The sequence below is a fragment of the Brucella sp. NBRC 113783 genome (genome assembly GCF_040372265.1).
Taxonomy (GTDB): domain Bacteria; phylum Pseudomonadota; class Alphaproteobacteria; order Rhizobiales; family Rhizobiaceae; genus Brucella; species Brucella teleogrylli.
The window spans coordinates 81,371-100,831 of the sequence record NZ_BAABRX010000002.1; the positions used below are offsets into that span (position 1 = coordinate 81,371).

Here is a 19,461-nt window from a genome sequence, read left to right on the forward strand (position 1 = left end):
TGTCTGTTTGTCACGTTTAGTGCGCCACGCCGCTAAAACGACTATGGCGGGACAATGCCCGCCATAACCTCTTATAACTGTGATGGTTCTAGCGGCGCTCGATCAATGCAAGCCACCGACGCCCAGGTGTTCTTCAACTGCGTGATGATCTGACGCCAATTGTTCGGACGTGCCAGACCATGCAATGCGGCCACGCTCCAGAATGATGACGTGATCGGCGAAGTCTAGCGCGCTCTGGATCCGTTGTTCGACGAGCAGGATTGTCATGTCGCCTTTTTGCGCCAGTGTCGAGAATGCTGCCATCAGCTCTTCGCAAATGACCGGCGCGAGGCCTTCAAGCGGCTCGTCCAGCAGCAGCACCGTTGGCTTGCCGAGAATGCTGCGTGCCGTTGAAAGCATCTGCTGCTCCCCGCCGGAAAGCTGCGAACCCAGATTGCGCCGCCGCTCCTTGAGGCGAGGGAACATGGCATAGGCTTCTTCGAGCGCGTCCTTTGGTCGTTTTTTCAAGCCGACGAACAGGTTTTCTTCCACCGTCAGCGTGGGGAACACATCGCGTGTCTGCGGCACATAGCCAAGACCGGCAAGCGCACGGGCAGCTGACGGCAGTGTCGCGATATTCTGGCCGCCGAGCAGGATTTCGCCGCCATAGCGCCGGGTTTGTCCGGCGATGGTCGCAAAGAGGCTGGTCTTGCCGACGCCGTTGCGCCCCAATATGGCCAGCCGAGAGCCGGGTTCGGCTTTGAACGACACATCTTCAATGACCCGCGTAGGACCATAGCCGGAGGAAAGATTGCGGATTTCAAGCGAGGCTGCACTCATTGCGCATAGCTCCCCAGATAGGCTTCACGGACGCGGGTATCCTGCACGACATCTTGCGGCAGTCCGTCGAAAATCACGGTTCCAGCGGCCAGAACGATAACGCGTTTTGCAAAGCGGAAAACCAGATCCATGTCGTGCTCGATCATGAGAACAGCAAGATCGGCGGGGAGGCGGTCGAGCGCTTCTTCGATACGGCCCGTATCGCTTTGCGGCACACCGGCGGCGGGTTCGTCCAGCAACAGCACCTTTGGACGTAGCGCCAGTGCCAGCGCGATCTCCAGCAGTCGTTGCTGGCCATAAGCGATCTGGCTGACGCGCAGCTGACTGAGCGGCAGCAGCCCGAGCGTGTCGAGAATATCGCGCACCTCATCCATCACGGCCGGCATTTTATGGTAGTCGCCGAGAATGCGGCCCGTTTTGCCTTCGCGCTGCAAAACGGCGAGCGCGACATGTTCTTCCGGCGTCATGTCGAAGAAGAGGCGAGTAACCTGGAACGAACGCACCAGCCCGCGGCGCACGCGCTGCATGGCATTGAACTTCGAGACATTTTCGCCGTCCAGCGTCACCGTGCCGGATGTGGCGGGAAGGTTCCCGGTCACAAGATTGACGAATGTGGTCTTGCCTGCGCCATTCGGGCCGATCAGGGCAACGCGGTCGCCCTTTGCCATGCTGAGCGAGACGTCGTTCGTGACGGCAAGGCCACCAAAATTCTTGCGCAGCTTCGATACTTCAAACACGGTGCTCATGGGTTGCGCGCCTTCCGCTTCTCGAAATAATGGACAGCGGTGCCATAAAGGCCACGCGGGGCGAACAGCACCACGAGGATCAGCAATGCGCCAACCATGGTAAGCCAATGGAACGGATTGGCGGCAGAAACCAGATCTTCGAACCACATGAAGACGACGGTGCCGATGAGGCCGCCGAACAATGTGCCCGTGCCGCCCAGAACCAGCATGACGAGCGCTTCCGCCGACATGGTGAAGCTGAGGCTGTCGAGACCCACGACCTGCGTGGAAATGGCGTTCAACGCGCCGCCAACACCGGCAATGGCGCCGGAAATGACATACATGCGAAGCTGCGCCGAATGAACCGATGCGCCCATGGCATGAATGCGGATCGGGTCTTCCTTCACGCCCCGGCACAACATGCCGAATGGCGAACGCACGACATAGCGCAGGAAAATGAACGACGCGACCAGCAGGATGACACCGAAAATATAGGCGGTCTGTCCATAAAGATCGAATTCGAACATGCCGAAGATCGGATCGGGCGAAATGCCGCTCAGGCCATCGCTGCCGCCGGTCCAGTTGGATGCCTTGTTGGCCGCTTCATGGAAAAGATGCACCACGGCAATCGACAATACGAGCTGCGCCAATCCATGGGCACGCAAGATGACGAAGCCGGAAACCAGTCCGGTGACGGCACCGGCGGCGAGGCCGATCAGCGTCATGAGCAGCGGGTCGGTCACGCCGAAATGCGCTGCGGCAATGCCCGCGCCGTAAGCGCCAGCGCCGAACAAGGCTGCATGGCCGAGCGTTGCGATGCCGCAATAGCCAGTGACGAGATCGAGCGAGAGCACGAGAAGCGCAATCGCGATGATGCGCGTCAGAAGCGCCAGATTATCGGGAAACAGGAACCAGCCGACGATGCTGGCCACGATGATGGCGATGACGCCAATCAGGCCCGCATAGGAATTGCGGTTTTGGGGGAGAGTTTGCGACATGTCGGTCATTTCTTGGCCAACCTTCCGGCAAGGCCGCGTGGAAACAGGGTAACGATCACGATCACCGCCAGATAGAAGAAGAATTCGCCATATTCTGGCGCGAGATAGCGTCCCGTCGTGTCGATAGCGCCGAGCAGCAGGCAGGCGATAAGAGCGCCCGGGATGGAGCCAGCGCCGCCGACGGAAACGACCACGAGAAACGTCACCATATAGCGCAGCGCGTAGTAGGGCTCGACCGGCAGCAGTTCTGCACCGACGACACCGCCGAACGCGGCAAGGCCGATGGCGAGCGCAAAGCTGATCGCATAGACGATTTCGGTCCGAACGCCGAGCGCGGCAGCCATATTCGCATTATCGACAGCAGCGCGAAGTTTGACGCCGAATGCGGTGCGTTCAACGATGTACCAGAGGCCGACTGCAACAGCGAGGCCGCAGCCGATGGCGAAGGCGCGATGCTTGGCGATGGCGCGGAAGCCGAGATCAATCGAGCCGCGAAGCATTTCCGGCAGTGGGATGGTCTTCAGCGTCGGGCCGAAAATATAGTTTGTCAGACCGATGATGCAGAATGTGATGCCGATGGTCATGAGAACCTGCGTCAGCTCCGGTGCGCCATAGATGCGGCGATAGAGCAGGCGCTCCACCGGAACAGCGATAATCATCGTGCCGATAACGGCAATGATGATGGCAAAACCGTAATTGAGGCCAAGCTGATGCGCGGCGTAAGACGCGAAATAGCCGCCGATCATAGCGAAGGCGCCATGCGCCAGATTGACGACGCGCATCAGGCCCATGGTGACCGAAAGGCCGATAGAGATGACGAAAAGCACCATGCCATAGGCGAGGGCATCGACAGCAATGCTGAGCACAGTCTGCATTGAGTAATCCTATTGGAGCATTTCCGGCAAAAGTGCATAGCGGTTTTGCGTAGGATAATGCGTAAAACAAAGAGATAGAGCGGTTCCATGATTCCGTTCTAGCCGGAACGCTCTAGATCGATTCTCTGGCCGGAGGCGGAGAGAAAGTCGCTCCCGGAACGTTCCGGGAGCGCAAGTGCCTCATATCCCTTGGAATATAAGGCGGGATGAACCGTGAAGCAGGTGAATTACTTGGCCTTGAGGCCCGGATCGCCCTGCTTTTCGAAGGTCTGGATTTCCTTGTTGTAATAGGTGCCGTCTTCCGCCTTGGCGACTTCACGCAGATAGATATTCTGCGTCAGGTGACGGCTTTCCGGATCGATGGAAACCGGGCCGCGCGGGCTGATCCATTCCATGCCCTTGACGGCTTCCACAGCCTTTTCCGCATCCTTCTTGCCGCCGGTTGCTTCGATCATCTTGTAGATGACATGCATGCCGTCATAGGCGCTGACAGACGGGAAGGACAATTCAGCTGGGTTGCCGATGGCCTTGCCCGCTTCTTCGACGAACTTCTTGTTTTCCGGAGAATCGTGCGAAATCGCATAATGGAAGGTCGTCAGCACGCCAAGCGCCGTTTCGCCAAGGGCGGGAAGATCGGATTCCTGCGTCAGGTCGCCCGGCGCAAAAAGCTGTACGCCGTCTTTCTTGAGGCCGTTATCGACATAGGCTTTCATGAAACCGAGCGTGGTGGGACCGGACGGTAGAAAGGCGAAAACGCCTTGCGCACCGGAATCCTTGATGCGCTGCATGATCGGGCTGAAATCATTGGTGGCAAGCGGCATGCGGATGGCTTCCACCACTTCACCGCCAGCTTCCGTAAAAGCGGCTTTGAAAGCATTTTCCGCATCGACGCCCGGACCGTAATCGCTCACCACCGAGATGACCTTCTTCACGCCCTTGTCGATTGCCACTTTGGCAATAGGGGTTGAGGTCTGCCAGGTCGTGAACGATGTGCGCACCACATAGGGGCTCTTGGTCACGATTGCGGACGTGGCGGCATTCATCACCACCATCGGCACATTGCCCTGCTTCAAGATCGGCGTGACGGCCATGGCGTCAGGCGTGAAATAGAAGCCTGCCAGATATTGCACGCCTTCCTTGACGACGAGTTCCTGCGCCAGTGCCTTGGACTGCGCGGGATCGGCCTGCGGTACATCGCGATAAACGACTTCCACCGTGTCTTCGCCGACCTTGTTGCCGTGTTCGGCCATATAGGCGTCGATACCGGCCTTGAAATTCTTGCCCTGAATGGCAAACGGTCCCGAAAACGGACCGATAACGCCAACCTTGACCACATCGGCATAAGCCGCGGATGCGGTGAGCGACAATACCGCCAGCGCGGTGAGTGCAATTTTCTTCATAACTTCCTCCCGGTTGCCCAACATTCCTGCGCCTGACCGTCTCAGTATCGCATGGAATGTCCTATTTTAGAGCGCGTTTCGATCTGTTTGCATTAGATCGGCGCGTCCCAACTTTTGCCTAACGCGCATCTTTCCGAAAACCGTCTCCACACTTTTCGGGTTGCGCTCTAGAATGTCGATCTGACTGTTTATGTAAAATGATATTGTCTGTCGAAATCATAACTCAATGGTTATGTTTGCGTCCAAATAAGAAATGATTCAACACCGCTGCGCACAGACTTTCTTTCGAGGATTTAAGTCCGATATTTCCTCGCATTCAAGCCCGACGCGCACCGATCGGCACGATGGCGCGCCACTTAAGTACAAAGCAGCGCGCCGTATGTGTGATTGCTTATGTTTAGAACGGCAATCCTACATAGTTTTCCGCCAGCGCGGTCGATGCCGCGTGAGAATGGCTGATATAGTCAAGCTCCGCCTCCTGAACCTTCTGATCGAAAGCTTCCATGTCAGGAAAGCGATGCAGCATTTTCGTCATCGACCAGGAAAAGCGCTCCGCTTTCCAAATGCGCGCCAGTGCTTTGGCCGAATAGGCATCCACGCCCGCTGCAGAATTTTCGAGATAGAACTCGCGCAAGCCCTCAAAAAGATAGTGGACATCGCTGGCCGCCAGATTGAGGCCCTTCGCGCCGGTCGGCGGAACGATATGGGCGGCATCGCCGACGAGGAACAGTTTTCCGAAACGCATCGGCTCGGCAACGAAGGAGCGAAGCGGCGCTATCGACTTTTCGAAAGAGGGGCCTGTCACCAGAGCTTCCGCATGGTTCACGGGCAGACGACGGCGCAATTCGTCATAGAAGCGGTCGTCGCTCCAATCCTCGATCTTTTCGTCCAGCGAGCACTGCAGATAATAGCGGCTGCGGGTTTCCGACCGCATTGAGCACAGCGCGAAACCGCGTTCGTGATTGGCGTAGATAAGTTCGTGATCGACCGGCGGAATATCCGCCAGAACGCCAAGCCATCCGAAAGGATAGACCTTTTCGAAATTGGTGATGGCCTTTTCGGGCACCGATTTGCGGCTGATGCCGTGATAGCCATCACAACCGGCGATGAAGTCGCAATCGATCCGGTGCGTGACGCCATCTTTTTCGTAGGTGACGTAAGGCGATGCGCCGTCAAAATCATGCGGCGTAACATTCGCGGCTTCATAAATGCCGACAGTGCCGGATTTGTGCCGCTCATCCATCAAGTCTTGCGTCAGTTCCGTCTGACCATAGACGGTCACGCGCTTGCCGGTGAGGGCGTGAAGATCGATGCGGTGATCACGACCGTCGAAAGCAAGCGAAAAGCCGTCATGCGGCAGGCCTTCGCGGTGCAGGCGCTCGGCGGCGCCGGCTTCTTCCATCAGGCGAACGGTGCCTTCTTCGAGCACCCCGGCGCGTACGCGGCCCAGAATATAATTTTCGCTGGCGCGGTCGAGAATGACATTGTCGATACCGGCGCGCGTCAAGAGTTGTCCGAGCAACAAGCCGGACGGACCCGAACCAATAATGGCGACTTTAGTGCGCATGATTTCCTCCCAACGCAACGATGCCCCTTATTTTTTGGAATCGTTGCAAACTGGCAATGGATTCTTGCTGCAATTAATTGTACAAATCCAACACAATCTGCAGGAGAGAATGATGCGCGTCGATGTTCCAACCTATGAACTCTATGGGGAAGGGACCGATAAAAAGCCTGATTTCTGGCTACATTGTGAGACGCTTTATTCCAGATCCAGCCTGTATCAGTTTGAAATATCGCTGCATCGTCACGAGAATTTCTTTCAATTCCTATACATTCAGGATGGCGCAGGCAATGCTAGTTTCAACGGCGTGATTCACAGTTTTCGCACGCCATGCGCTATTCTTGTGCCGCCCGGATTCAACCATGGGTTTTCGTTCTCACGCGATATCAATGGGCACATCATCACGATATTGCGCCCGCAGATGCCCTTTGTCGGCGACCGCCGCGGTGGGGCGTTCGGAGCCTGGTTGAATGAGCCGAGACTTGTGGCGATGGAAGATGCCGCGCTGGAGGATCGTGAACTGGCAGCCGCGACCGTCAATCGGATACAGGTCGAGTTCTATTCCAGAAAGCCATATAAAAACAGCATATTGGAGTCCATGCTCAAGACGATGATTGTGCTGGTGTCACGTCATGGATTGAGTGGGTCGCTTGATGAGGCCGGACACCCTGACTATAGCGATGTGCGCGTGGAAAAATTTCTGGAACTAATCGAACGGCATTTTCGCGAGCATCGCCCGGTGGCGTTTTATGCTGATCAGCTCGGCCTGTCGCCAACCCATCTCAACCGGCTGGTGCGGCGGCTCACCGGCGAGACGACACAACATATGATTGCGCATAAGCTGATCGAGGTGGCCAAGCACGATCTGATCGCCATGCCGTCGTCAGTCCAGCATATTGCTTATTCGCTGGGCTTTGCGGACCCGGCCTATTTCTCGCGTTTCTTCCAGAATTTCACAGGCGAAACGCCCCGCAGCTTTCGCTTGCGCGAACGTGCGCGCCTTGAGGAATCCGTCCATGGAAACTGACTTGGACTTTTGAGACCGTCGCCGCTGCACGCCGTAATGATGAGACGCAGACCAAAGCTCTTTGAGACTTTGATCTGCGTCTCATCTGTTCATTTACGCAAGGTCAGCAGGCAGCACATCGGCTGGGATGTTCTGATAGCTGACAGGGCGCAGGAAGCGACGGATGGACATGGTTCCGACGCTGGTTGCACCGAAATTGGTGCTGGCCGGGTAGGGGCCACCATGAACCATCGAATCGACCACTTCCACGCCGGTTGGGAAACCGTTGGCCAGAACGCGTCCGGCCTTGCGTTCCAGAACGGGCAGAAGCTTGCGCGCTGCGGCGGCATCGTCCTTGTCCATGTGCAAGGTTGCCGTCAGCTGGCCTTCAAAACCTTTTGCCAGATGCACCATGTCATCGACCGACTTGACGCGAACGACAACGCCGAGCGGGCCGAACACTTCTTCACCGATGGTGTGATCGCCGAGGAAGGCGTCGCCGGTGGTCTCATAGAGATTGGGCGAAGCTTCGCGGCCCTTGCTTTCGGTGGTCAGCACCGGCTTGACCGAGTTGCGGCTGTCGAAATGCGCCTTGCCGTCCTGATAAGCCTTGGCGATTCCATCCGTCAGCATGACCTGCGGCGCGACCTTTTCCAGAGCGCTGCGGGTTGACTGCACGAAGCTGTCGGCGTCCGAACCGTCGATCACCACGGCAATGCCCGGATTGGTGCAGAACTGACCGGCGCCCATGGTCAGCGAGCCAGCCCAACCTTCGCCGAGCGACGTCGCGCGGGTCTTCATGGCTTCCGGCAGCAAGAACATCGGATTGACCGAGCCAAGCTCGCCGAAGAAAGGAATCGGTTCCGGGCGCTGGGCGCACAGATTGAACAAAGCGCGGCCACCGCCCAACGAACCGGTAAAGCCGACGGCCTTGATCAGCGGATGCGTGACCAGCGCTTCGCCGACCTTGCGGTCGCCACCTTGAATGAGGCTGAACACGCCCTTCGGCACGCCGGTCTTGGCGATGGCGGCCTGAATGGCGTCAGCGACGATTTCGCCGGTTCCGGGATGCGCGGAGTGGCCTTTCACGACCACCGGGCAGCCTGCGGCAAGGGCGGCTGCGGTGTCGCCGCCAGCGGTCGAGAAAGCGAGCGGAAAGTTGGATGCGCCGAAAACGGCAACTGGGCCGATCGGGCGCTGCATCAGGCGGATTTCCGGACGGGGTGCGGGCTTGCGATCGGGCAGGGCTTCGTCCACGCGACGGTCGAGGTAGTCAGCCTTGCGAATATGGCTGGCGAAAAGGCGCAGCTGGCCGGTGGTGCGTCCACGCTCGCCCTCAAGGCGACCCGCCGGCAGGCCGGTTTCCTGCGTGCCGATTTCAGTAATGGCGGCAGCGCGCGCTTCGATTTCGTCGGCAATGGCTTCGAGGAACAGGGCGCGTTCTTCGCGGCTTGTATAACCATAAGTCCAGAAAGCATCTTCTGCCGCTTCGCAGGCGCGCGCCACCAGATCGGGCGTACCGACTGCGAATTCATGTGATGGACCCGTCGCCGGTGTCGAGGCAAAAGTCGTCTCCCCCGCAACCCACTCGCCAGCTATCAGGTGTTGTCCATGGGGTGTCCAGCTCATCTCAATTCCTTTCCATCTGCTCTTGCAGCAAGTCAGTCTATCGCGGCGCGATCTTCATATTATACCGATCCGTTTTCTGCACGCCTTGGCGGCTAAAAGGATCGGGGAGGCATGGATACATGGAATAGAGAGAATTGTCGCGTAACACCACAGTTACATTCTTCGTAATGTCCCGCTATGCGGGATTTTGAATCACAAGTTCGGGTGAGAGGGCGAATATCCGAAGCAGCAGGTGATTCATCGCGCTGGTCGCCGTCATTGTTGCGGCGGTCAGTGTGGTGTGGATAACAGGATGTCTTTGAAAAAGCCGGGAAAACCAGCCTTTTCACAGAAAGGCAAAAATTCTTTTGCTTTCTTCCCAGCACTTGCTTGACACTTGTTCGCGAACCCCTTAAACGACCGCTCACACCGACGGAAACGCCGGTGGTGACCGAAGCCTACGGGCTTTAGAAAAATGCGCGGGTGTAGCTCAGTTGGTTAGAGTGCCGGCCTGTCACGCCGGAGGTCGCGGGTTCGAGCCCCGTCACTCGCGCCACTTTCCTTCAACACAATCAAATGCACTGTTGAACTGAAAGTGGCGCTCCACGCCTCCTCATTTGTTTCCCTTTTTTTGTATTTCATGTCGTGCAAGCATTTGTGTGCTGCTGCGCCGTGGGCCTGTTTTCGGGGTGTTTTGCAAAGCTTGTGAATGAATTGCAGAATATCGCAATTCTTCTCCAAACATGCGCTTGACACTTGTTCGCGAACCCCTTAAACGACCGCTCACACCGACGGAAACGCCGGTGGTGACCGAAGCCTACGGGCTTTAGAAAAATGCGCGGGTGTAGCTCAGTTGGTTAGAGTGCCGGCCTGTCACGCCGGAGGTCGCGGGTTCGAGCCCCGTCACTCGCGCCACTTTCCTTCAACACAATCAGATGCACTGTTGAACTGAAAGTGGCGCTCCACGCCATTTCTCGAACTTTCCTTATAAATGATCGCCAAAACTGTTTAGACGAATTTGTTCGTCCGCCGGTTTGTGCGAGCCAGTCTCTTTTATCGGGAGAATTGCTTCCAGGAGAGATAGGCGACCGAGAGAACGATCACGCCGATCACGAGAAGGTCGCCGCCAGCGAGCAGAAAATCTTGCATGTGTGACCTCCCTTCGTTCCGATTCCAAGCAATGTCCTTATGATAAAGTCTGCTCTGCCGATCTGAAGGCATGGCTTGGCGTGCTGAGACAGTGCGGAGCTGGTTCCATTCTCCATATTGCGGCTTGCGCGAAAGAAATTTGCGTGCAGCAGAGCGCGGGTGTATTCGCGGGAGGCGGGGAGCGGGATGGATCGCATGGGCGCGCTCGCATTTCTCCCGCCTGACGAAGCGTTCGAAATGGTTCGCAAACGTACTTTATTAATAATGCCGTTGATTCTCTTTGCTGTTGTCAGCGGGAAGGCATCATGAGACAGTGCCTCACAAAATTATGATCTTACTGTGCCAGGACGGGGGCAGAACGAGTTTCAGCCGGGTTATTCGGGCCCGAGGTCATGCCTTATTAAGCATCTCGACCCGACTATGCCCACCTGAAGGCGCTGGAGGGGTTGCGCTTCAACGCGGGCTGCGCTAACCGTCCCCGCGAAAGCGCTTAGTTCGCACGGCATGCCTTTTGAAGCTGCTTGGGGCGACGAGGATGCAATAGATGCAATGTGTCGCATGGTCGTGGGCTTCAAAAAGCTTATGACAGGCGGCGCAGCCTCGTATTCAAGCCGGATAAAGGATCATGAACGAGCTTTTGAGTTCCTATTTGCCGATTGTCATCTTTCTCGGCATCGCAATGGTAATCGGTGTAGCCCTTCTGGTTGCGCCGTTCCTCGTCGCATATAGACAGCCAGACCCGGAAAAGCTTTCAGCTTACGAGTGCGGCTTCAATGCCTTCGATGACGCCCGTATGAAATTCGACATCCGTTTCTATCTCGTGTCGATTCTCTTCATCATCTTCGATCTTGAAGTCGCCTTTCTGTTTCCGTGGGCTGTGTCCTTCGGTTCCATCGGCTGGTTCGGCTTTGCATCGATGATGCTGTTCCTTGGCGTCCTGACCATCGGCTTCATCTATGAATGGAAGAAGGGAGCGCTGGAATGGGATTGACCACAGCCAACACCACACTCGTGGCTCCGCAGCCGAAAGGCATTCTTGACCCGCGCACGGGCAAGCCTGTCGGTTCCGACGATGCTTTCTTCAACGATCTGAACAGCGAACTGTCCGATAAGGGCTTCATCGTCACATCTGCTGACGCTCTGATCACCTGGGCGCGCACTGGTTCGCTGATGTGGATGACCTTCGGTCTCGCCTGCTGCGCTGTGGAAATGATGCACATTTCCATGCCGCGCTACGACGCCGAACGCTTTGGTATCGCACCGCGCGCGTCTCCGCGTCAGTCCGATGTGATGATCGTTGCAGGGACGCTGACCAACAAGATGGCGCCCGCTCTGCGCAAGGTCTACGACCAGATGCCTGAGCCGCGCTATGTGATCTCGATGGGTTCCTGCGCCAATGGCGGCGGCTACTACCACTATTCCTATTCGGTGGTTCGTGGCTGTGACCGCGTGGTTCCGGTCGATATCTACGTGCCGGGCTGCCCGCCCACTGCGGAAGCGCTGCTTTACGGCATTCTTATGCTGCAAAAGAAGATCCGCCGCACGGGTACGATCGAGCGTTAATCCGGTCCCTGGACCGGTTTGCGCCATACAGGTTTTGTTAGGGTTCGACTGACACCGCCGCGTGGGATTTCTCCCAAAAGTCTCCCAGGGCAAGTGCAGTGTGAGTTCTAAATAAGGAAGTTAGGGAAATGAGCGAAGAAGCTCTCGGTGAACTTTCCGGCTACATCAAGGAACGCCTCGGCGATGCAATCGAAGAGGCGAAGCTGGCCTATGGCGAGCTGACGCTTTCTGTACCGGTGACGAGCCTTATCAGCGTTCTGACCTTCCTGCGTGACGATGTTCAATGCCAGTTCGTCAATCTGACGGATATTTCTGGCGTTGACTACCCGCAGCGCGCCAATCGCTTCGATGTGGTCTATCAGCTGATGTCGCCGCGTCAGAACCAGCGCATCCGCGTCAAGGTTCAGGCAGACGAAGACACGCTGGTTCCATCGGCGGTTTCGGTTTTCGTTGGTGCCGAATGGTATGAACGCGAAACCTACGACATGTATGGCGTGTTGTTCTCCGGCCACCCGGATCTGCGTCGCCTCCTGACCGACTATGGTTTTGAAGGCCATCCGCTGCGCAAGGATTTCCCGCTGACCGGCTTTGTGGAAGTGCGTTACAGCGACGAGCTGAAGCGCGTCATCTACGAGCCTGTCGAACTGCGTCAGGAATTCCGCAATTTCGATTTTCTCTCGCCATGGGAAGGGACGGAATACGTCCTGCCGGGCGATGAGAAGGCAAAGACGAACTGAGCGACGGGAAGCTGAACATGGCTGAGACTCAGGTCCGCAATTTCAATATCAACTTTGGTCCGCAGCATCCCGCCGCGCACGGTGTGCTGCGACTGGTGCTTGAACTCGACGGCGAAGTCGTCGACCGCGTCGATCCGCATATCGGTCTGCTGCATCGCGGCACCGAGAAGCTGATGGAAGCCAAAACCTATCTTCAGGCTGTGCCTTATCTCGACCGCCTCGACTACGTGGCGCCGATGAACCAGGAACATGCCTATGCGCTTGCCGTTGAACGCCTTATGGGCATCGAAGTGCCGAAGCGCGGTCAGCTGATCCGCGTTCTCTATTCGGAAATCGGCCGTATCCTGAACCACCTTCTGAACGTGACCACGCAGGCCATGGACGTTGGCGCGCTGACGCCGCCACTTTGGGGCTTCGAAGAGCGCGAAAAGCTGATGGTGTTCTACGAACGCGCCTGTGGCGCTCGTATGCACGCTGCCTATTTCCGTCCGGGTGGCGTCCATCAGGACCTGCCGGATCAGCTTGTTGAAGACATCGGCAAATGGATCGATCCGTTCTTCCAGACGCTCAACAACCTTGATGACCTCATCACGCCGAACCGTATTTTCAAGCAGCGTAACGTCGATATCGGCGTGGTGTCGCTGGAAGATGCATGGGCATGGGGCTTCTCGGGCGTCATGGTACGCGGTTCGGGCGCTGCATGGGATCTGCGCAAGTCGCAGCCTTATGAGTGCTACAACGAGATGGAATTCGATATTCCGATCGGCAAGAATGGCGACTGCTACGACCGCTACCTGATCCGCATGGAAGAAATGCGCCAGTCGGCGCGCATCATGCGCCAGTGCGTTGACCTGCTGCTCGGCAAGGAACGCGTCGGCCCGGTTTCCAATACCGACAACAAGATCGTGCCGCCGAAGCGCGGCGAGATGAAGCGTTCGATGGAAGCGCTCATCCACCACTTCAAGCTTTACACGGAAGGCTACCATGTGCCTGCCGGTGAAGTTTACGCAGCAGTTGAAGCGCCGAAGGGCGAATTTGGCGTCTTCCTCGTTTCGGACGGCTCCAACAAACCTTATCGCTGCAAGCTGCGCGCTCCGGGCTTTGCCCATCTTCAGGCCATGGATTTCCTGTGCCGCGGCCATATGCTGGCTGACGTGTCGGCAATTCTTGGCTCGCTCGATATCGTGTTTGGTGAGGTTGACCGCTGATGTCCGTTCGCCGTCTCGCAGATGATGCCGTCCAGCCAGCCGCTTTCGCGTTCAACGCGGAAAATCAGGACTGGGCGCACAAGACGATTGCAAAATTCCCCGATGGCCGTCAGCAGTCGGCTGTCATTCCGTTGCTCATGCGTGCGCAGGAGCAGGACGGCTGGGTCACGAAAGCTGCCATCGAACATGTGGCAGCCATGCTCGACATGCCGCTGATCCGCGTTCTGGAAGTCGCTACTTTCTATACGCAGTTCCAGCTCAAGCCTGTCGGCACGCGCGCTCACATTCAGGTTTGCGGTACGACCCCGTGCATGTTGCGTGGCTCGGAAGCGCTGATGGATGTCTGCCGTCACAAGATCAACCACGATCCCTTCGAGCTTAATGCCGACGGTACGCTGTCGTGGGAAGAAGTCGAATGCCAGGGCGCTTGCGCCAATGCACCGATGGTCATGATCTTCAAGGACGCCTATGAAGATCTGACGCCGGAACGCCTTGCCGAAATCATCGACGCTTTCGAAGCTGGCAAGGGCGACACCGTCAAGCCGGGCCCGCAGATTGGCCGTGAAACGTCCAATCCGGTCGACGGTCTGACGTCGCTGACCGAAGATCTGGATTACAAGAAGATCGGTCTCGAAACCCGCAAGGCATCGGACGCCGCGACCGCCAAGGCGAAGGCCGAAGCGGAAGCAAAGGCCAAGGCGGAAGCCGAAGCCAAGGCCGCCGAAGAAGCGAAGAACGTCGCTCCGTCGAACGCTGCAAAGCCGGTCACCAATGCGCCCGAAACCGATCCGGCCCTGAAGACGCCTTCGGACGTCAAGGTGCCGAAGACTGCCGAGAAGGCCGCATCGGTCGATACGAAGCAGTCCTTCAAGCTTGACGATGCCAATCGTCCGGTTGCCATGGAGCGCCCGGAAGTAGTTGACGATCTGAAGCTGATCTCCGGTGTTGGTCCGAAGATTGAAGGAACCCTGCATGAGCTTGGCATCTTCACCTTCAAGCAGGTTTCTGCCTGGAAGAAGGCCGAGCGCGAATGGGTTGATGGTTATCTCAGCTTCCACGGTCGTATCGAGCGTGAAGACTGGGTGAAGCAAGCCAAGGCTTTGGCCAAGGGCGGCGTCGAGGAATACATCAAGGTATTCGGAAAGAAGCCGGTATGATGACTTCGATATTCGCAAACACGAACGGAAACAGGTGAGACATGCTGGCTGATAAAGATCGCATCTTCACCAATATTTACGGCTTCAAGGATCGCTCCCTCAAGGGTGCCATGGCGCGCGGCCATTGGGACAACACCAAGGGTTTCATCGAAAAGGGCCGTGACTGGATCATCGACGAGATGAAGGCATCGGGACTGCGTGGCCGTGGCGGCGCTGGCTTCCCGACGGGGCTCAAATGGTCATTCATGCCCAAGCAGAGCGATGGTCGTCCGCATTATCTGGTCGTCAATGCCGACGAATCCGAACCGGGCACCTGTAAGGACCGCGAAATTCTGCGCCACGATCCGCATACGCTGATCGAAGGTTGCGTGATCGCCGGTTGCGCCATGGGCGCACACACCGCTTATATCTATATTCGCGGCGAATTCATGCGTGAGCGTGAAGCCCTGCAGGCGGCAATCGACGAATGCTACGAAGCCGGTCTGCTTGGCAAAGACAACAAGTGCGGCTGGGATATGGACATTTTTGTCTCCCATGGCGCTGGCGCTTATATCTGCGGCGAAGAAACCGCGCTGCTCGAAAGCCTTGAAGGCAAGAAGGGCCAGCCGCGCCTGAAGCCGCCATTCCCAGCCAATATGGGTCTCTATGGCTGCCCGACGACCGTGAACAACGTGGAATCGATTGCGGTTGCGCCGACGATCCTGCGTCGCGGCGGTGCATGGTTCTCGTCCATCGGTCGTCCGAACAATGTCGGCACCAAGCTGTTCCAGATTTCTGGTCATGTGAACACGCCTTGCGTCGTGGAAGAGGGCCTTGGCATTTCGTTCCGCGAACTGATCGAAAAGCACGCTGGCGGCATTCGCGGCGGCTGGGACAATCTGTTGGCGGTTATTCCCGGTGGCGCATCCTGCCCGGTCATCAAAGGCGAAGACATGATGGACGCCATCATGGATTTCGACGGCATGCGCGACAAGAAATCGTCGTTCGGCACCGGCGGCCTGATCGTCATGGACAAGTCCACCGACATCATCAAGGCGATTGCCCGTCTGTCGGCGTTCTTCAAGCATGAAAGCTGCGGCCAGTGCACGCCGTGCCGCGAAGGCACCGGCTGGATGTGGCGCGTGATGGAACGCATGGTCAAGGGCAACGCGCAGAAGCGCGAAATCGACATGCTGTTCGACGTGACCAAGCAGATTGAAGGTCACACGATCTGCGCGCTTGGCGACGCGGCTGCATGGCCGATCCAGGGTCTGATCCGCAATTTCCGTCCGGAGATTGAAAAGCGCATTGATGATTATACACGCAACGCCGTGCAGAGCCGCAATATCCGTCTGGAAGCAGCGGAATAAGGCTGAACGGTTTGTGTGAGCCTGCCCGGCAGGGCATGGCCCCGAAAAGTGCCTGGCGGTTTTCGGAAAAGGCCATGCCAATACAAGGGCGGGCGCAAGAGTTTGAGATCTGGAAAATGCGGCTTAAGCCGCAGGTTTGGATAAACGATGGCAAAGATCAAGGTTGACGGCACAGAGATCGAAGTACCCGATCACTATACGCTCCTTCAGGCTGCCGAAGCCGCGGGCGCTGAAGTGCCGCGGTTCTGTTTCCACGAACGGCTTTCCATCGCTGGAAACTGCCGTATGTGTCTGGTTGAAGTAAAGGGCGGACCGCCGAAGCCGGCGGCATCCTGCGCCATGGGCGTGCGCGATCTGCGTCCCGGCCCGAACGGCGAAGCGCCTGAAATCTTCACCAACACGCCGATGGTCAAGAAGGCCCGCGAAGGCGTGATGGAATTCCTGCTGATCAACCACCCGCTGGATTGCCCGATCTGCGATCAGGGCGGCGAGTGCGATCTGCAGGATCAAGCAATGGCTTTCGGCACCGACGGTTCGCGCTATCGCGAAAACAAGCGCGCGGTCGAAAACAAATATATCGGCCCGCTCGTCAAGACGGTGATGACGCGCTGCATTCACTGCACGCGCTGCGTCCGTTTCACGACGGAAGTGGCTGGCATTTCCGAACTCGGCCTCATCGGCCGTGGTGAAGACGCCGAGATCACCACCTATCTCGAACGCGCCATGACCTCGGAATTGCAGGGCAACGTGATCGACCTGTGCCCGGTTGGCGCTCTGACCTCGCGTCCTTACGCGTTTCAGGCGCGTCCGTGGGAATTGAACAAGACTGAAACCATCGATGTGATGGACGCGGTCGGTTCGAACATCCGCGTCGATACGCGTGGCCGCGAAGTGATGCGCATCATGCCGCGCGTCAACGAAGCGGTGAACGAAGAGTGGATTTCCGACAAGACCCGCTTCATCTGGGACGGCCTGCGCACCCAGCGCCTCGACCGCCCTTATGTCCGCAAGGATGGCCGTCTGGTCGCCGCAAGCTGGCCGGAAGCTTTCGCTGCCATTGCAGCCAAGGTTTCGGCAACGTCGGCTGATAAGATCGGCGCTGTTGCAGGCGATCTGGCTTCGGTCGAGGAAATCTATGCGCTGAAGGGCCTGATGGCTTCGCTCGGCTCTGCCAATATCGACAGCCGTCAGGATGGCGCAGCTGTTGATCCGGCTCTCGGTCGTGCAAGCTATCTCTTCAACGCGACCATCGAAGGCATTGAAAACGCTGATGCTCTGCTCATCATCGGTTCCAATCCACGCGTTGAAGCCGCCGTTCTGAACGCACGTATTCGCAAGCGTCAGCGCATGGGCCATTTCCCGGTCGCTCTGATCGGCGAACAGGCTGAACTGCGTTACAATTACGAATATCTAGGCGCAGGTGCCGACACGCTGGCATCCGTCGCTGCTGGCAACAACGCTTTCCGCGATGTGTTGGCCAAGGCTGAACGTCCGCTGATCATCATCGGTCAGGGCGCGCTCACCGGCGAAAACGGTCGTGGGGTTCTGGCGACGGCCGCCAAGCTTGCTCAGGACGTTGGCGCGATCAAGGATGAGTGGAACGGCTTCTCCGTTCTGCACACTGCCGCTTCACGTGTTGGCGCTCTGGACCTCGGCTTTGTGCCGGGTGAGGGCGGCAAGGCAGCTGGCGACATGCTGGGCAATGTGGATGTCGTGTTCCTGCTCGGTGCAGACGAACTCGACATGACCCGTAAGGGCCCGAGCTTCGTTGTTTACATCGGCACGCACGGCGATGCCGGTGCGCATGCAGCCGACGTGATCCTGCCGGGCGCAGCCTATACGGAAAAGTCGGGCACCTGGCTCAACACCGAAGGTCGCGTACAGCTTGGCAGCCGCGCCGGTTTCGCACCGGGCGAAGCGAAGGAAGACTGGGCAATCCTGCGCGCTCTGTCGGACAGCCTTGGCAAGCGCCTGCCGTTCGATAGCTTGCAGCAGCTTCGCGCCAAGCTCTATGCAGACTACCCGCACATGCTGGCCATCGACACCATCACGCCTGCTTCCGCCGACGATCTCGTCGCGCTGGCAGCTAAGGCTTCCAACCTGGGCGGCGGCGCTGCGTTCGTTTCCCCGGTCAAGGACTTCTACCTGACGAACCCAATTGCGCGCGCTTCCGCCGTCATGGCCGAATGCTCGGCGCTCGCGGCTGGCGGCTTCAGCCAAGCTGCCGAGTAAGCGAGAGAGAGACGGAACAATGGAAGGAATTTTTGCAGCTTACGTCTTACCCGCGCTGATCATGGCGCTGAAGTCGGTCGTTCTGCTCGTCGTATTGCTGATCGTCGTCGCTTACCTGCTTTATGCGGATCGCAAGATCTGGGCAGCGGTGCAGCTTCGTCGCGGCCCTAACGTTGTCGGCCCCTGGGGTTTGTTCCAGGCTTTCGCCGACTTGTTGAAGTTCGTCTTCAAGGAACCGATCATTCCGTCGGGCGCAAACAAGGGTGTCTTCCTCCTTGCGCCCTTCGTCTCTGCCGTTCTCGCAATGGCAACCTGGGCCGTTATCCCGGTCAATGAAGGCTGGGCTATCGCCAACATCAATGTCGGCATTCTCTATATATTCGCCATTTCTTCGCTTGAAGTTTACGGCGTGATCATGGGCGGCTGGGCCTCCAACTCGAAGTACCCGTTCCTCGGCGCGCTTCGTTCGGCGGCGCAGATGGTTTCCTACGAAGTTTCCATCGGCTTTGTGATTGTCACCGTTCTCTTGACTGTCGGCTCGCTCAACCTGACCGATATCGTGCTGTCGCAGAACACCGGCCTCGGCACCATGCTCGGCCTGCCTGCATCGTTCCTCGACTGGAACTGGCTCTGTCTGTTCCCGATGTTCGTGATCTTCTTCATTTCGGCGCTTGCTGAAACGAACCGTCCGCCTTTCGATCTCGTCGAAGCTGAATCCGAACTCGTGGCCGGTCATATGATCGAATACTCGTCCACGCCGTTCCTTCTGTTCTTCCTCGGCGAGTATGTGGCGATCACGCTGATGTGCGCCCTGATGACCACGCTCTTCCTCGGCGGCTGGCTGCCTCCGGTTGACGTTTGGTTCCTCAACTGGGTTCCGGGCATCATCTGGTTCATGCTCAAGCTCTGCCTCTGCTTCTTCATGTTCGCCATGGTGAAGGCTTTCGTACCGCGTTACCGCTATGACCAACTGATGCGTCTGGGTTGGAAGGTTTTCCTGCCGATCTCGCTCTTCATGGTTGTCGCCACCGCGACCTTCCTCAAAGTCTTCGGTCTGGCGTAAGGAGTAAT

The 19,461-nt window shown here is 57.6% G+C and carries 16 protein-coding genes and 2 tRNA genes; 11 read left to right on the top strand and 7 right to left on the bottom strand.

All coding sequences use genetic code 11. The features are described 5' to 3' along the window. Nucleotides 1–102: 102 nt before the first annotated feature. From ABWW11_RS05735 to pobA, 6 genes are all read right to left on the bottom strand, one after another. Entirely contained in the window at nucleotides 103–819 is a 717-nt protein-coding gene (locus ABWW11_RS05735; protein ID WP_121535793.1) for an ABC transporter ATP-binding protein, read from the bottom strand. Further along, entirely contained in the window at nucleotides 816–1,565 is a 750-nt protein-coding gene (locus tag ABWW11_RS05740; RefSeq protein ID WP_171317782.1) for an ABC transporter ATP-binding protein, read from the bottom strand. Before ABWW11_RS05740 ends, ABWW11_RS05735 begins: the two co-directional genes overlap by 4 nt. Beyond that, on the bottom strand, nucleotides 1,562–2,551 hold the full coding sequence (locus ABWW11_RS05745) for a branched-chain amino acid ABC transporter permease (protein ID WP_319080448.1): 990 nt from the start codon (nucleotides 2,549–2,551) through the stop codon (nucleotides 1,562–1,564). The genes ABWW11_RS05740 and ABWW11_RS05745 overlap by 4 nt, the downstream gene beginning before the upstream one ends. Beyond that, nucleotides 2,548–3,417 carry a branched-chain amino acid ABC transporter permease gene (locus tag ABWW11_RS05750; protein ID WP_319080447.1) on the bottom strand — a complete coding sequence of 290 codons (870 nt, stop codon included), beginning with the start codon at nucleotides 3,415–3,417 and terminating at the stop codon, nucleotides 2,548–2,550. The genes ABWW11_RS05745 and ABWW11_RS05750 overlap by 4 nt, the downstream gene beginning before the upstream one ends. A gap of 227 nt (nucleotides 3,418–3,644) precedes the next feature. After that, the gene (locus ABWW11_RS05755) at nucleotides 3,645–4,817 is read right to left on the bottom strand and encodes an ABC transporter substrate-binding protein (RefSeq protein ID WP_124915632.1); all 1,173 of its coding nucleotides are present in this window, start codon (nucleotides 4,815–4,817) and stop codon (nucleotides 3,645–3,647) included. Nucleotides 4,818–5,214: 397 nt separating this feature from the next. Further along, nucleotides 5,215–6,384, bottom strand: coding sequence for a 4-hydroxybenzoate 3-monooxygenase (gene pobA / locus ABWW11_RS05760; protein WP_124915633.1), 1,170 nt, complete (start codon nucleotides 6,382–6,384; stop codon nucleotides 5,215–5,217). A 112-nt stretch (nucleotides 6,385–6,496) separates the two neighbouring features. On the opposite strand from pobA, the gene ABWW11_RS05765 reads away from it, so the two are divergent. Beyond that, on the top strand, nucleotides 6,497–7,408 hold the full coding sequence (locus ABWW11_RS05765; protein ID WP_319080478.1) for a helix-turn-helix domain-containing protein: 912 nt from the start codon (nucleotides 6,497–6,499) through the stop codon (nucleotides 7,406–7,408). Between the two features lie 93 nt (nucleotides 7,409–7,501). Here ABWW11_RS05765 and ABWW11_RS05770 read toward each other — a convergent pair whose 3' ends face one another. Next, nucleotides 7,502–9,016, bottom strand: a complete 1,515-nt coding sequence (locus ABWW11_RS05770) for an aldehyde dehydrogenase (NADP(+)) (RefSeq protein WP_171317787.1) — start codon at nucleotides 9,014–9,016, stop codon at nucleotides 7,502–7,504. 458 nt (nucleotides 9,017–9,474) lie between these two features. Here ABWW11_RS05770 and ABWW11_RS05775 point away from each other — a divergent pair. The 10 genes from ABWW11_RS05775 to nuoH all read left to right on the top strand — a co-directional run bounded on the left by ABWW11_RS05775 (nucleotide 9,475) and on the right by nuoH (nucleotide 19,453). Continuing rightward, a tRNA-Asp gene (locus ABWW11_RS05775) sits at nucleotides 9,475–9,551 on the top strand. 282 nt (nucleotides 9,552–9,833) lie between these two features. Continuing rightward, nucleotides 9,834–9,910, top strand: a tRNA-Asp gene (locus ABWW11_RS05780). 859 nt (nucleotides 9,911–10,769) lie between these two features. Beyond that, nucleotides 10,770–11,135, top strand: a complete 366-nt coding sequence (locus tag ABWW11_RS05785) for an NADH-quinone oxidoreductase subunit A (RefSeq protein ID WP_078338422.1) — start codon at nucleotides 10,770–10,772, stop codon at nucleotides 11,133–11,135. Further along, nucleotides 11,126–11,707: a NuoB/complex I 20 kDa subunit family protein gene (locus ABWW11_RS05790; RefSeq protein WP_010661172.1), complete on the top strand. Its 582-nt coding sequence runs from the start codon at nucleotides 11,126–11,128 to the stop codon at nucleotides 11,705–11,707. The genes ABWW11_RS05785 and ABWW11_RS05790 overlap by 10 nt, the downstream gene beginning before the upstream one ends. Nucleotides 11,708–11,835: 128 nt before the next feature. Further along, nucleotides 11,836–12,444: an NADH-quinone oxidoreductase subunit C gene (locus ABWW11_RS05795; RefSeq protein WP_109368794.1), complete on the top strand. Its 609-nt coding sequence runs from the start codon at nucleotides 11,836–11,838 to the stop codon at nucleotides 12,442–12,444. Nucleotides 12,445–12,461: 17 nt separating this feature from the next. Then, nucleotides 12,462–13,652, top strand: a complete 1,191-nt coding sequence (locus ABWW11_RS05800) for an NADH-quinone oxidoreductase subunit D (protein WP_319080318.1) — start codon at nucleotides 12,462–12,464, stop codon at nucleotides 13,650–13,652. Continuing rightward, nucleotides 13,652–14,809 carry an NADH-quinone oxidoreductase subunit E gene (locus ABWW11_RS05805; protein WP_121535817.1) on the top strand — a complete coding sequence of 386 codons (1,158 nt, stop codon included), beginning with the start codon at nucleotides 13,652–13,654 and terminating at the stop codon, nucleotides 14,807–14,809. Before ABWW11_RS05800 ends, ABWW11_RS05805 begins: the two co-directional genes overlap by 1 nt. Before the next feature lie 41 nt (nucleotides 14,810–14,850). Beyond that, nucleotides 14,851–16,158, top strand: a complete 1,308-nt coding sequence (gene nuoF / locus ABWW11_RS05810; RefSeq protein WP_121535820.1) for an NADH-quinone oxidoreductase subunit NuoF — start codon at nucleotides 14,851–14,853, stop codon at nucleotides 16,156–16,158. Between the two features lie 147 nt (nucleotides 16,159–16,305). Next, nucleotides 16,306–18,390, top strand: a complete 2,085-nt coding sequence (gene nuoG, locus ABWW11_RS05815; protein ID WP_124915638.1) for an NADH-quinone oxidoreductase subunit NuoG — start codon at nucleotides 16,306–16,308, stop codon at nucleotides 18,388–18,390. Nucleotides 18,391–18,409: 19 nt separating this feature from the next. Then, the gene (nuoH, locus tag ABWW11_RS05820; protein WP_109368799.1) at nucleotides 18,410–19,453 is read left to right on the top strand and encodes an NADH-quinone oxidoreductase subunit NuoH; all 1,044 of its coding nucleotides are present in this window, start codon (nucleotides 18,410–18,412) and stop codon (nucleotides 19,451–19,453) included. Nucleotides 19,454–19,461 lie beyond the last annotated feature (8 nt).

Bases quoted from the DNA above. Each gene is read 5' to 3' on its own strand.
- pobA (WP_124915633.1), bottom strand. From the start codon at position 6,384: ATGCGCACTAAAGTCGCCATTATTGGTTCGGGTCCGTCCGGCTTGTTG.
- ABWW11_RS05770 (WP_171317787.1), bottom strand. From the start codon at position 9,016: ATGAGCTGGACACCCCATGGACAACACCTGATAGCTGGCGAGTGGGTT.
- ABWW11_RS05755 (WP_124915632.1), bottom strand. From the start codon at position 4,817: ATGAAGAAAATTGCACTCACCGCGCTGGCGGTATTGTCGCTCACCGCA.
- nuoF (WP_121535820.1), top strand. From the start codon at position 14,851: ATGCTGGCTGATAAAGATCGCATCTTCACCAATATTTACGGCTTCAAG.
- nuoG (WP_124915638.1), top strand. From the start codon at position 16,306: ATGGCAAAGATCAAGGTTGACGGCACAGAGATCGAAGTACCCGATCAC.
- ABWW11_RS05805 (WP_121535817.1), top strand. From the start codon at position 13,652: ATGTCCGTTCGCCGTCTCGCAGATGATGCCGTCCAGCCAGCCGCTTTC.
- nuoH (WP_109368799.1), top strand. From the start codon at position 18,410: ATGGAAGGAATTTTTGCAGCTTACGTCTTACCCGCGCTGATCATGGCG.
- ABWW11_RS05795 (WP_109368794.1), top strand. From the start codon at position 11,836: ATGAGCGAAGAAGCTCTCGGTGAACTTTCCGGCTACATCAAGGAACGC.
- ABWW11_RS05735 (WP_121535793.1), bottom strand. From the start codon at position 819: ATGAGTGCAGCCTCGCTTGAAATCCGCAATCTTTCCTCCGGCTATGGT.
- ABWW11_RS05785 (WP_078338422.1), top strand. From the start codon at position 10,770: ATGAACGAGCTTTTGAGTTCCTATTTGCCGATTGTCATCTTTCTCGGC.
- ABWW11_RS05750 (WP_319080447.1), bottom strand. From the start codon at position 3,417: ATGCAGACTGTGCTCAGCATTGCTGTCGATGCCCTCGCCTATGGCATG.
- ABWW11_RS05765 (WP_319080478.1), top strand. From the start codon at position 6,497: ATGCGCGTCGATGTTCCAACCTATGAACTCTATGGGGAAGGGACCGAT.
- ABWW11_RS05790 (WP_010661172.1), top strand. From the start codon at position 11,126: ATGGGATTGACCACAGCCAACACCACACTCGTGGCTCCGCAGCCGAAA.
- ABWW11_RS05800 (WP_319080318.1), top strand. From the start codon at position 12,462: ATGGCTGAGACTCAGGTCCGCAATTTCAATATCAACTTTGGTCCGCAG.
- ABWW11_RS05745 (WP_319080448.1), bottom strand. From the start codon at position 2,551: ATGACCGACATGTCGCAAACTCTCCCCCAAAACCGCAATTCCTATGCG.
- ABWW11_RS05740 (WP_171317782.1), bottom strand. From the start codon at position 1,565: ATGAGCACCGTGTTTGAAGTATCGAAGCTGCGCAAGAATTTTGGTGGC.